Below are 13,150 nucleotides of genomic sequence, written 5' to 3'. Positions count from 1 at the left end.
ATATGTTATTTACTGATGAATTGCGTAACCATGTTGGTGAATTAGTGCAAGTTGTGACAGCTGTTGAAATTGTTGCAGGTATTCTTTTATCTGTGACGGATGGGGCAGTAAGTGTTCGTACATCACCTTCTTATGGACCACCTGAAGATGTACTCGTGCGTATTCCTATTATTGCTTATGTTCGCTTGGAAGGGTAAGAGTGATACAAGTATGAGAATATCAGTTGTTATTCCAGCGCATAATGAAGCAAGTACTTTATCACAAGTTTTAGTAGAAGTGGAGAAGCTGAAGCCGTATGAAATTATTGTAGTAGATAATGGATCGACAGATGGAACGAAGGAAGTCGCATTACAGCATAGTTGCCATGTAATTTATTATAAACATTCTCTTGGCAATGATGTAGGAAGGGCAATTGGAGCTAGAGAAGCAAAAGGTGAAATTGTATTGTTTTTAGATGGTGACATCGTTATTGAGAGTAAAGAGCTACAACGTTTCGTGAAAGGAGTTCAGCAAGGGCATCAAATTGTTGTGAATAATTTAACATGGTCTGTTTATTTAAAGATGAGACCACACTATACGACAGTTGGGAAATTCATGTTGAATCGTTATTTGAATAAAAAAGAGCTTGTTGTTGGTTCTTTAATCGCAATTCCACATGCGATGAATCGGGATGTTATTGAGAATCTTGGGTGGTGGAATTTAGCAGATCCAGCACTATTTCAAGCGATGGCGATGTCTAGAGGAGTAGATATTGCCGATATGGCTTCGGTCGATGTAATTCACACGAATAAGGTTCGTCCTGTGCATACGGGTACATCACCTGGTTCTCCTTATCCGAAAGCGACTAGTCGTATTATGGGTGATCATTTGCGTGCTTTGCAATACGTAATCGAAACATATGGTAAACGCGGCGGTTTTTCGGAGGGAAACAGGGATAGAGAGTTTATAGGGAAGTATAAACCAGTTTTATTACAAAAGGAAAAAGCGAAATACAGTGCGATTATACCAGTATCAGAAGAAAAAATGACTATAAGATCTGTTATACAAGAAGTGAAAAAAGCAGGTATAGATGAAATTATAGTTGTTGCGAATGGAGCGGATGCGGAGACAATTAAACAAGCAAAACTAGAGAATGTTATTGTCCTTGAATTTTCAAAAGCACTTGGGCACAATGTGGCAAGAGCAATAGGAGCCATGCATGCTACGGCTGATATTTATTTATTTTTAGATGGTGATTTTGTGATTGGTGCGAAAGACCTAGTTCCATTTTTACGTGCTGTAGAAGATGGAAATGATGTTGCGTTAAATGACTTGCAATGTTTATTGGATATGTTTCATCCTACAGATCCAATTAGTATGGGGAAATATTTCGTGAATTTGGTAGCAAAACGACCAGACTTATGGAACAACTCATTAACGGCAGTACCACATGCTATGCATAAAAAAGTAATAGAGAAGATTGGATACGAGGCCCTCGTTATTCCACCGTTAGCTCAAATGAAAGCTATTTTAGCTGATTTTTCTATAAGCGCAATAGATTTTGTTGATGTTATAAAACCGAACCGTATACGTCCAGAACAACACGGGTTTGTAAACGGACGAATTCCTGCATTTGATCGTATTTTCGGAGATCAGCTTGAGGCGATTGCTTATTTATTACAGCATACGAATGAGCGCGGGAGTTTTACGGATGGAGAAAGGGATAGAGATATAATATTACAATTGAGAAGGGAAGAAGAGAATATAGATGAATGCTAGTAGTAAAGTAACCATTATTGGATTAGGATATGTTGGCCTTCCTTTAGCGGTCCTTTTTGCAGAAAAAGGACATGCTGTACTTGGATTAGATAAGGATACTAGGAAAATAGAATCAATTATAAAAGGAGAAAGTTATATTCCTGATGTGTCTTCTAAAGTATTACAAGGCTTAATAAACGAAAGAAAATTAATAGTGAATACACCAGATAAAGGTGTTGCAGATTTTAAGCATAGCGATTATGTCATTGTGACCGTGCCAACCCCAATTAATGAGCAGAAAGAACCAGATTTAAGTGCCCTCATTTCAGCCTCTTATTATATACAACAAAACCTTCAAAAAGGACAAACCTTCATTTTTGAAAGCTCCACATATCCAGGTACACTGGAGGAAGTTATCATTCCGATTATTTCTCAAACAGGTAAAAAGGTAGGAGAAGATTATTATATTGGCTATTCACCAGAGCGAATTGACCCAGCAAATAGTCAGTATTCAGTCGAAACAATTCCAAAAGTTATTAGTGGACAAACCGAGCAGTGTAAACAAAAAGTACAGGATTTGTATAGCACTATATTTGATGTAGTTGTTCCCGTTAGCTCCCCGAAAGTAGCAGAGATGTGTAAGCTATTTGAAAATATTCAGCGCTTAGTTAATATTTCATTAGTAAATGAGTTAAATATACTTTGTGAAAGTTTGAATATTAATTTTTATGAGGCACTTGAAGCAGCATCTACAAAACCGTTTGGATTTACTCCGTATTGGCCAGGACCAGGAATAGGGGGACATTGTATTCCGGTAGACCCTTTATATTTCCAATGGAGAATAAAAAAGAGTGGAGCAATTAGTCAATTAATTGAGGCGGCACATGTAATTAATGAAGAAATGCCAGAGAAAATAATTGGGAAAGTAAAAGGTACGGTGCAATCACCCGCAACGGTTTTAATTGTAGGGATTGCGTATAAGAAAGATGTAAATGATTTGAGAGAATCACCAGCGTTGCCAATTGTTCAATTATTAATAAAAGAAGGATACAAGATAGAATATCATGATCCGTATATTTCTACAGCGGAAATTGGAGATACACTATATCAATCTGTTCCATTAGATGAACAAAGAATTAAACAAGCAGATTGTATTTTAATTGTAACGGATCACTCTAGTATCGATTGGAATCTTTTTAAAGGGATTGAGCGATTAATAGATACACGTGGAATCGTAAAGAAGGTGAGTGTATGAGTAAAAAATGTTTAATTACAGGTGGAGCAGGATTTATTGGTTCGCATTTAGCTGAAGAGTTGGTGAAAAGAGGTTATGAAGTTACTATTGTTGATAACTTCTATAAAGGAAAAAATAAATATCATAATGAGTTAATGAAAGAGCTCCGGGTTATTCCAATAAGCGTTTTAGATAAAAATTCAATTTATGAATTAGTAAATCAACATGATGTGGTGTTTCATTTAGCTGCAATTTTGGGAGTCAAAACTACAATGGAAAAAAGTGTAGAGCTTATTGAAACAAATTTCGATGGAACGAGAAATATTTTACAAGCAGCGTTAAAAGGGAAGAAGAAAGTAGTATTTGCATCTACTTCTGAAGTATATGGAAAGGGAGAGCCGCCATTCTCTGAAGAAGGAGATCGTTTATACGGTGCAACTTCCAAAATACGTTGGAGTTATGCAATTTGTAAAACGTTAGAGGAAACATTATGTTTAGGGTACGCATTAGAAGGCTTACCTGTAACGATTGTTCGTTATTTTAATATTTATGGTCCAAGAGCGAAAGATGGTCCATACGCAGGAGTAATTCCACGATTTATTCGTGCGGCTTTGCAAGGTGACGATATTCTCGTATATGGAGATGGGAAGCAGACACGTTGCTTTACGTATGTAAGTGATGCGGTCGAGGCAACAATTCTTGCAATGGATGAGAAGGTAAATGGTGAAATTATTAATATAGGTTCTGAGAATGAAAAAAATATAAGGGAAGTAGCGGAAGATATAAAAAAATTAACGAAGTCTGTTTCCAAAATTGTGCACGTTCCATTTGAGGAAGTATATCCACATGGATTTGAAGAAATTCCAAATCGAAAACCAGATGTAACGAAATTAAGAGAACTTGTTCAGTTTCAAGCGAAAGTAACGTGGGAACAAGGATTGAAAGAAACTATTAAGTGGTTTCGTGAAGAAAACAATGGCTAAGTCGTTATCAGTTATTATTCCCGTATGTAATGAAGTGGATACGATTTCAGACGTGGTTCAATCGGTAAAAGCACTAAACCCAGTAGAGATTATTGTAGTAGCAAATGGTTGTAATGATGGTACAGAAGCGATTGCTGAGAGCTTAGGATGTACAGTAATCCAGCATAAAGAGTCACTTGGTAACGATGTTGGACGCGCAGTTGGTGCAAAACATGCGATAGGTGATGTATTACTGTTTGTAGATGGTGATTTTGCTATTCGAACTTCACAATTGCAAGTATTTCTTAATCCAATTTTATATGATCAGGCTGATGTAGTTTTAAATAATTTAGACGCATTATTTTTAAAGAAACAAAAACCACATTCTATTACAGTATGGCGCCAAATATTAAATGCAATGTTAGAGCGTGAAGAATTAAAAATTGATTCTTTACTATCTGTACCTCATGCGCTGACGAAGGAAGTTGTGCAAAATATTGGATACGAATGTTTTGTTAATCCTATTGTGGCTCATCTACGCCTAGCACAAAGTAAATGGAGAATTAGCCGTCATTGTGCGATTGATGTTATTACTCCGAATAAATTTCGCCCACTCGAGCATGCTGCATACGGCACGAATCTTGCTCATTCCGAAAAACGAATGATAGGCGATCATATAGAAGCTGTAGCAGAGAGGATATTAGGCAGTGATACGCGCGGGGGATATTGCGATGGAAATAGGAAAAGAGATAGTGTCTACCATACTCTAAATTTTGAAGACTTTTATCAAGGATGGGGCATTACATCTAATTTGTATAAAGGACAGCAATTATCGGTTATTATTCCTGTGCAAAATGAAGAGATGACGATTGGAAAGATTATAGAAGAGCTTCGCAAAATTGAACCATTGGAAATCATTGTTGTTGTAAATGGTTCGTCCGATAAAACGGCAACAATTGCAAAAGACAAGGGAGCAACAACAATTGTGTATAAAGAAGCACTTGGAAACGATGTGGGGCGTTCACTTGGAACTTATTTTGCAAAAGGAGAAATTGTTTTATTTATAGACGGTGATTTTGTTATCCCAGCTAGTGAGCTATATCCCTTTGCAAAAGCTATTGCAGATGGAACGGATGTCGCATTAAATGATTTAAATCATTATTTAGATTTGAGAGTACCACTTCATCTTGTAACAGCATTTAAATATGCATTAAATTTAGCTTATGATAGAAAAGATTTAGGAGTAGGCTCTCTTATTGCGGTTCCTAATGCGTTTAGTCGTACTTGTTTGAAGGAAATAGGGTATAAATCATTATTGTCACCTTGTGTAGCACAAGTGAAAGCTGTACTTTCAGGTTTTGAAATCGCTTGTGTAAGTCGTATCGATGTTGATAAGATGAACCGTGTTCGTCCCAGTGAACATTTCGCAAAAATAGGTCATCCTCCAGCTGTCCTTCGAATTATTGGTGATCATATAGAAGGATTAGAGCAATTAATTGCATTAACAAACAGTCGTGGTGGATTTTATGATGGAAATAGAAAAAGAGATGTTTTATAGTGGTAACAAAAAAAGTGTACAACGTATGTACACTTTTTTGCTCTGTTATAAAAACTATAACAGATTAGGAGATAAGAGTATTACAGCTCTACAATGGGTATCGTTCTTATATTACAAAATAGGACTCGTATATAAGGGTACCAAAAAAATACAATTAAAGAAAGGTTTAGTTATAAAGACTTTTACATGAAGTTAACACTACGGGTATAGTAGTTTGCTCAACATTTCACAAACATGTCACAACTATTTCGTCCACCTCCGAAAAAAAGTAGTATTCTAAGTGTGTAAGCTGTTATATAAAAAAACGCAGTCCTGTACTAATCAAAAATGGAGGAGATTAGGATGACTCAAGTATTAGAAAATGTAAAAAACGCGTGGGAAAACTTTAAAGGTGAAAAATGGAAAGCAGAGATTGATGTTCGCGATTTCATTTTAAATAATGTAAACGTTTACGAGGGAGAAGACTCTTTCTTAGCGGAAGCAACTGAAGCAACGAAAAAACTTTGGGATCAAGTAATGGATTTAACAACAAAGGAACGTGAAAACGGTGGCGTTCTTGATATGGATACAAAAATTGTTTCTTCTATTACATCACATGAACCAGGATATTTAAATAAAGATATTGAAAAAGTGGTCGGTTTCCAAACTGATAAACCATTTAAACGTTCTTTACAACCATATGGTGGTATTCGTATGGCGGAACAAGCTTGTGAAGCGTATGGATATGAAATGGATAAAGAACTTAGCAAGATTTTCAGAGACTGGCGTAAAACTCATAATCAAGGTGTATTTGATGCATACACACCAGAAATGAAAGCGGCTCGTAAATCAGGTGTTATTACTGGTCTTCCAGATGCATATGGACGTGGACGTATTATCGGTGACTATCGCCGCGTAGCGCTATATGGTATAGATCATTTAATTGAAGCGAAAAAAGCTGATTATAATTTAACTGGCGGTGTAATGAGCGAAGATACAATGCGTTTACGCGAAGAATTATCTGAGCAAATGCGTGCACTTCAAGAGTTAAAACAGATGGCTGCTTCTCATGGATTCGATATTTCTAAGCCAGCTACAAATGCACAAGAGGCCTTCCAATGGTTATACTTTGCTTATCTTGCAGCAATTAAAGAGCAAAACGGGGCAGCAATGAGCCTTGGACGTACATCTACATTCCTAGATGTTTACATTGAAAGAGATTTAGCAAATGGTACTTTAACAGAAGAAAAAGCACAAGAAATTGTTGACCATTTCATTATGAAATTACGTCTTGTGAAATTTGCAAGAACACCTGATTATAATGAACTATTCTCTGGAGATCCAACTTGGGTAACTGAATCTATCGGTGGTATGGCGTTAGACGGTCGTCCGTTAGTAACAAAAAACTCATTCCGTTTCTTGCATACATTAGATAATTTAGGACCAGCACCAGAACCAAACTTAACAGTTCTTTGGTCTAAACAATTACCGCAAAACTTTAAAAACTACTGTGCAAAAATGTCTATTAAAACATCAGCAATTCAATATGAAAATGATGACATTATGCGTTCTGACTACGGTGATGACTACGGTATTGCTTGTTGTGTATCAGCAATGAGAATTGGTAAACAAATGCAGTTCTTCGGAGCACGTGCAAACTTAGCGAAAGCATTACTATATGCGGTTAACGGTGGTAAAGATGAAAAGTCAAAAGCACAAGTTGGTCCTGAATACGCACCAATTACTTCTGAAGTATTAGATTATGAAGAAGTTATGCGTAAATTCGATATGACAATGGAATGGTTAGCTGGTCTATACTTAAATACATTAAATGTAATTCACTATATGCACGATAAATATAGCTATGAACGTATTGAAATGGCACTTCATGATACAAATGTTCTTCGTACAATGGCAACAGGTATCGCTGGATTATCTGTAGTAGCAGACTCTTTAAGTGCAATTAAATACGCAAAAGTAAAACCAATTCGTGATGAAAATGGTATTGCAGTTGATTTCGAAATTGAGGGAGATTTCCCTAAATACGGTAACAATGATGATCGTGTAGATGAAATCGCAGTAAATCTTGTGAAAACATTTATGAACAAGATTCGTAAACATAAAACATACCGTAATTCTGTTCATACAATGTCAATCTTAACAATCACATCTAACGTTGTATACGGTAAGAAAACTGGTAATACTCCAGATGGACGTCGTACTGGAGAACCATTTGCACCGGGCGCAAACCCAATGCATGGCCGTGATACAAAAGGTGCATTAGCGTCATTATTATCTGTAGCTAAATTACCATATGAAGATGCACAAGATGGTATTTCAAATACATTCTCTATTATTCCAAAAGCACTTGGTAAAGAAGATGATGTACAAGTACGCAACTTAGTATCTATGCTTGATGGATATGCAATAAAACAAGGACACCACTTAAATATTAACGTATTTAACCGTGAAACATTAATGGATGCAATGGAGCACCCTGAAAAATATCCACAATTAACAATTCGTGTATCTGGTTACGCTGTTAACTTTATTAAATTAACTCGTGAACAACAAATTGATGTAATTAACCGTACAATGCATGAAAGCATGTAAGTGAAAAAAGTGTCCCTCCGCTTTTAATATATAGCGGAGGGAGGCTGTTTCAATAAAGGAGGAAGTAACATGGTAAAAGGAAGAATACATTCTGTAGAGTCTTGCGGTACTGTTGATGGCCCAGGGATTCGTTATGTCATATTTACACAAGGGTGTTTATTACGTTGTCAATATTGTCATAATGCTGATACGTGGGAAATCGGTAAAGGTAAAGAAATAACAGTTGAAGAAGTGATGCAGGATGTGACATGTTACCTTCCATTTATTGAAGCTTCTGGAGGCGGTATAACAGTTAGCGGTGGAGAGCCACTATTACAGCTAGACTTCTTAATTGAGTTGTTTAAAAAGTGCAAAGAAGCTGGTATCCATACAACAATCGATTCTTCGGGCGGTTGTTATTCTGAAGAACCAGAATTCCAAAATAAGCTAGATATTTTAATGGATTATACAGATTTAGTTTTATTAGATTTGAAGCATATTGATTCAAAGAAACATCGTAAATTAACAGGGAAACCAAATGAACACATTTTACAATTTGCTCGTTATTTATCGGATAGAAAGAAACTAATTTGGGTAAGACATGTATTGGTTCCCGGTGTTACCGATGGTGAAGAGGATCTGCAAAAATTATCAAACTTTATTCAAAGTCTATCTAATGTTAAGAAAGTGGAAGTGTTACCATATCATAAACTCGGTGTTTATAAATGGGAGGCACTTGGACATAAGTATCCACTTGCGGATGTGAATCCACCGACAGAAGAAAATGTTGAGCATGCAAAACATATTTTAAAAGCAGTCTAATCCAAATATTGGATTAGGCTTTTTGTTTCTTTACCCCGCTATTTGTGGGAGCCCTGCTGCCCGTAAACCCCCACTGATTATTAGCCTTCACTTTATAATAAAATCTAGAGTATATATTTAGAAAAGAGTATACTGAAGAGAGAATATCCATATTTTTGTAAAAGATAGGCGGAGAAATTTACATAATTGTAAAGGGAAAACAAAATAGTAAAAAGAATTAAGAAGTAAAAGAGTGAGTATCATGAAATATAGAACATTTGTAAGTTATTGCGAAAGCCCTTATAGGAAAGTATAATATAAAGATATGAGCACAGATAGGATTAAGGGGTCAATCTTATATGCTTTGCATATCCACGACAGGTACATAGCTAACAGGGGAATATTGGAATCCGAGTATGTAATGTTTAAGGAAAATGTTTTTCCTATTGTCGTATATGCAATATGGAGAAACAAAAAGCTAGGAGTGGATTTGTTTGATAAAAAACCCCAAGGTTTTAATATTAACTGCACATTACGGTAACGGTCATGTGCAAGTAGCGAAAACATTAGAACAAACCTTTCGTCAAAAAGGAATCAAAGATGTAATTGTATGCGACTTGTTCGGAGAATCACATCCAGTTATAACCGATATTACAAAATATTTATATTTAAAAAGCTATACGGTAGGAAAAGAATTATATCGTTTGTTTTATTATGGTGTAGAGAAAATTTATGATAAAAAAATAGCATCTTGGTATGCGAATTTTGGAAGAAAGCGTTTGAAGACGCTATTACAGGTGGAGAAACCGGATATTGTTATTAATACCTTTCCAATCATCGCTGTACCAGAATTGAAAAAGCAAATAGGTATTTCTATTCCTGTTTATAACGTATTAACGGATTTTTGTGTGCATAAAATATGGATCCATCGAGAAGTAGATCGTTATTTTGTAGCAACCGATCATGTGAAAAAAGTGATGGTTGATATCGGTGTACCTGCAGAGCAAATTGTTGAAACAGGGATTCCGATTCGCAGCAGTTTTGAGCTAAAGATAAATCCAGCAATTATATATAATAAATATCAGTTATGTAAGGATAAAAAGATGTTATTAATTGTAGCAGGTGCTCATGGTGTGCTAGGGAGTGTAAAAGAGCTATGCCAGTCATTTATGTCAGTACCAAACTTACAAGTAGTTGTCGTTTGTGGGAAAAACGAAGCTTTAAAGCAGGATTTAATGGAACTACAGGAACAAAGTTCTGATGCTTTAAAAGTATTTGGTTATGTTGAAAACATTGATGAGTTGTTCCGTGTTACTTCTTGTATGATTACGAAGCCAGGTGGTATTACATTAAGCGAAGCAGCAGCATTACAAGTACCTGTCATTTTATATAAACCTGTCCCAGGACAAGAGAATGAAAATGCGTTGTATTTTGAAAAAAAAGGGGCTGCAGTTGTCATTCGTGATGATAGTGAAGTTTTTGCAAAAACAGAGGCGTTATTACAAGATGATATGAAGCTTCTTCAAATGAAAGAAGCAATGAAAAGTATTTATCGTCCTGAGCCAGCTGGTCATATTGTGGATACAATTTTGGCAGAAAATCATGCAGAGCCGAATCATATACCTATTAAATCACCAGCTCTTGCCGAATCTTTTACTTAATATGAAACCCCTCTTTTAAGCATTTAAAGAGGGTTTTTTTATTGTTGTAAAAAAAGTAAACGTGAATTATTAACTTATCCACAAGGTATTGCGCTTCTATTAGACAGTAAAGTCGGAATATTAACAACTATATCCACATAGTCCACAATTTTTAGAAAATTATCCACAATTCTCACGTTTAGAATTCATTTAAATAGATGAATTCGTAAAAAACTTTTGGAATTTATGCACAATTCTACGATTTTTGTGGATAAAGTTGTCCACAAAAAAGATTCCTTATTTATAAGGAACCTTTTTTGCTAATCTATTGGAAGATCTTATGTAATGAAACTGAATAATTAGGGGGGAAACCTTCTAATTATTCAGTTTCACTTTAAATGCTTTTTGAGCGATAGCCCGCTGCACGATCTGCTTTTCGAAATTCTCGTTGATAGAGAACTTCTTGTGTACTAGATAATGTGTTTTTTGCTTTATCACGTTTCTTTTTATCCATTACAAATCACCTCGTGTCCTAAAGTCACTATCTATCGTTTCCAAAGACATGGGGTGATATACATATATGTCAAATTAGTAATGATTAATTATTATTTCTGAATTTTTAGATTACGCTTCTTTTAATTGGTGTGCTTCTTGGAATGTTGTATCTCGCATTGTTGCAAGTGTATATTGATCTTTTGGAATTTCATATAAATTATATACTTCTTCATGCGCGTTAATTTCATCATAAACGGCTTTTCTTGTTTCGTTTGCTAGATTTACATATTGTAGTTTTTCGGCAGCCTTAATAGACCGGATATTTATTTTACGAATACGCATAAAAATCGTTTCAATATCTAATTCGTAGAAAAGTTCGCTAAAAAATGAATCTTTCGCTAATTTATTATATCCTTTGCCATGATAGGGTTTGCCAAGCCAGGTTCCGAGGAATCCGGCTTTTTCTTGCACATCAAATAAAGTAATTGTACCGATAGGGTTACCCCATTCATCTAAAATTGTGCGTGAGATTAATTCTCCACGCTCTTCGGCTTCAATTGTTTGTTTCGTTAAAAATAAATATTCTTCATAAGAATAAGCCTTTTGACGCACAAAAGGGAAGACAGCTGGATCCACCATTAACTCGTATAGAACGTGGCTGTCGTGTAAGTCGCGTTTTTTCAACACACTAACTCCTCCTCACACGAGGGTAGCATGACGAAAAAACACCCACCCTCGAAATTTTTATATCAATCTTTAAAAAATTTCGGGGTGGGAATCGAACCCACTAGAACCAGTTTATAACGCTGGTGGCGCACCATTTGCCTTCCCCATTCATCAATTTGAAAATGATAATCACGACACAAATTGATTATGGTTTCATTCAGTTTATAATCGTATAATACTTTATCTAGTCAAAAAAATAAACTAGTTTTTTTTATTTTTTTTGTAAATTATTTTTCCGTCAATCATGGTGAGTACAGGCTTGGCTAAATAATGGAAAGGATGGTGAGTCCATAACACGAGATCAGCATCTTTTCCAACTTCAATGCTTCCAATTCTATTCTCTAAACGTAAATTACGAGCTGGAAAAATAGTTATTCCTTCCAAGGCCGTTTTTTCATCTAATCCTTCTCGAACAGCGATAGCGGCACAAACATTTAAATATTGAATGGGTGTATAAGGGTGATCTGTTGTAATAGAAACTTCTATGCCACTTTTAGATAATATATGATAAGTATCCCATGTTTTGTTTTTAAGCTCGATTTTCGAACGTCGTGTAAGGGTCGGACCAACTGAAATCTTTAAATTATGTTTCGAAAGTTCCTCAACAATAAAGTGTCCTTCTGTACAATGTTCAATACGTAAATCAAGATTGAATTCTGTCGCAAAGCGTAAAGCTGAAGTGATATCATCTGCGCGGTGAGCGTGGATACGTACTGGTATTTCTCGGCGGAGTGCTTTTAAAATAGGGAGCATTCGAAAATCAGCTTCATGCCCGTAGTGTTGTGCGTCATAGAATGTTTCACGAAGTAACCCCATAATTCCCATACGTGTTATTGATTCTTTTGTGCCGTTGCTATGGACCTTTTTAGGGTTTTCTCCAAAGGCAATTTTTAAACCAGCGGGTTCCTGAATAATCATATGATCAATACAAGTTCCAGCAGTTTTTATTACACAAGTAGTACCGCCGATAATATTTTGGCTTCCGGGCATAACGTGAACAGTCGTAACCCCATTTTGTACAGCGTCTTGAAATGCAATATCAAAAGGATGGATCCCGTCTAAAGAACGGATATGTGGTGTTGAAACTTCAGATGTTTCATTTGCATCATTACCAGCCCAACCAGTGCCTTCGTCATAGAGACCAAGATGAGTATGCACATCAATAAATCCAGGTAAAAGATGAAGAGCTCGTGCGTCTATAACAGTCATATCTTGAGTAGGCTTAATATAAGGTTTGACCTCGGTGATTCGTTCTCCTGTAACCAGTACATCTCCTTGAAATTTTGGAGAGGTAATAGGATATACGATGGCTTGTTTGAGCAATGTTTTCATAGGTACCTCATTTCTGTTACTTTGTAATATTTAGTGTAAGTTAAGACAAAGTAACTGAAAGGTTGTTCGTGTAGTAATGCTCCGGAGTTTAGAA

Annotated in this window: 12 protein-coding genes; 9 read left to right on the top strand and 3 right to left on the bottom strand. The window is 35.8% G+C overall.

Annotation, left to right across the window (positions count from 1 at the left end):
• The first annotated feature begins 2 nt into the window (after nucleotides 1-2).
• The 9 genes from AB3X48_RS00175 to AB3X48_RS00135 all read left to right on the top strand — a co-directional run bounded on the left by AB3X48_RS00175 (nucleotide 3) and on the right by AB3X48_RS00135 (nucleotide 10,524).
• The gene (locus AB3X48_RS00175; protein ID WP_002029614.1) at nucleotides 3-197 is read left to right on the top strand and encodes an LSm family protein; all 195 of its coding nucleotides are present in this window, start codon (nucleotides 3-5) and stop codon (nucleotides 195-197) included.
• A gap of 13 nt (nucleotides 198-210) precedes the next feature.
• Nucleotides 211-1,758: a glycosyltransferase family 2 protein gene (locus AB3X48_RS00170; protein WP_016103464.1), complete on the top strand. Its 1,548-nt coding sequence runs from the start codon at nucleotides 211-213 to the stop codon at nucleotides 1,756-1,758.
• Nucleotides 1,748-2,992, top strand: a complete 1,245-nt coding sequence (locus AB3X48_RS00165; RefSeq protein ID WP_078173498.1) for a nucleotide sugar dehydrogenase — start codon at nucleotides 1,748-1,750, stop codon at nucleotides 2,990-2,992. The genes AB3X48_RS00170 and AB3X48_RS00165 overlap by 11 nt, the downstream gene beginning before the upstream one ends.
• Nucleotides 2,989-3,954 (top strand): UDP-N-acetyl-alpha-D-glucosaminuronate decarboxylase, encoded by a 966-nt coding sequence (locus AB3X48_RS00160; RefSeq protein WP_078173497.1) that lies wholly within the window; start codon nucleotides 2,989-2,991, stop codon nucleotides 3,952-3,954. Before AB3X48_RS00165 ends, AB3X48_RS00160 begins: the two co-directional genes overlap by 4 nt.
• Nucleotides 3,947-5,491 carry a glycosyltransferase family 2 protein gene (locus AB3X48_RS00155; RefSeq protein ID WP_016103467.1) on the top strand — a complete coding sequence of 515 codons (1,545 nt, stop codon included), beginning with the start codon at nucleotides 3,947-3,949 and terminating at the stop codon, nucleotides 5,489-5,491. Before AB3X48_RS00160 ends, AB3X48_RS00155 begins: the two co-directional genes overlap by 8 nt.
• A complete protein-coding gene (locus tag AB3X48_RS00150; protein WP_002159385.1) occupies nucleotides 5,460-5,681 on the top strand; it encodes a hypothetical protein in 222 nt (73 codons plus the stop codon). The genes AB3X48_RS00155 and AB3X48_RS00150 overlap by 32 nt, the downstream gene beginning before the upstream one ends.
• 152 nt (nucleotides 5,682-5,833) lie before the next feature.
• A complete protein-coding gene (gene pflB / locus AB3X48_RS00145; RefSeq protein WP_002113820.1) occupies nucleotides 5,834-8,083 on the top strand; it encodes a formate C-acetyltransferase in 2,250 nt (749 codons plus the stop codon).
• A gap of 69 nt (nucleotides 8,084-8,152) precedes the next feature.
• Nucleotides 8,153-8,884 (top strand): pyruvate formate-lyase-activating protein, encoded by a 732-nt coding sequence (gene pflA / locus AB3X48_RS00140; RefSeq protein WP_002159384.1) that lies wholly within the window; start codon nucleotides 8,153-8,155, stop codon nucleotides 8,882-8,884.
• Nucleotides 8,885-9,357: 473 nt separating this feature from the next.
• A complete protein-coding gene (locus AB3X48_RS00135; RefSeq protein ID WP_002113823.1) occupies nucleotides 9,358-10,524 on the top strand; it encodes a diglucosyl diacylglycerol synthase in 1,167 nt (388 codons plus the stop codon).
• Between the two features lie 373 nt (nucleotides 10,525-10,897).
• Here the strand turns inward: AB3X48_RS00135 and AB3X48_RS00130 are convergent, their stop codons facing one another.
• The 3 genes from AB3X48_RS00130 to AB3X48_RS00120 form a co-directional block, all read right to left on the bottom strand.
• On the bottom strand, nucleotides 10,898-11,017 hold the full coding sequence (locus tag AB3X48_RS00130) for a YfhE family protein (protein WP_000358484.1): 120 nt from the start codon (nucleotides 11,015-11,017) through the stop codon (nucleotides 10,898-10,900).
• Between the two features lie 110 nt (nucleotides 11,018-11,127).
• Entirely contained in the window at nucleotides 11,128-11,685 is a 558-nt protein-coding gene (locus tag AB3X48_RS00125) for a GNAT family N-acetyltransferase (RefSeq protein ID WP_002091129.1), read from the bottom strand.
• A gap of 240 nt (nucleotides 11,686-11,925) precedes the next feature.
• Nucleotides 11,926-13,056 (bottom strand): amidohydrolase, encoded by a 1,131-nt coding sequence (locus AB3X48_RS00120; RefSeq protein WP_002113826.1) that lies wholly within the window; start codon nucleotides 13,054-13,056, stop codon nucleotides 11,926-11,928.
• Nucleotides 13,057-13,150: the final 94 nt, after the last annotated feature.

The organism is Bacillus sp. S4 (assembly GCF_040838205.1).
GTDB classification, from domain to species: Bacteria; Bacillota; Bacilli; order Bacillales; family Bacillaceae_G; genus Bacillus_A; species Bacillus_A cereus_U.
Note: the sequence above shows the minus strand (reverse complement) of the source record. Positions and strands in the feature narration are given on the sequence as shown.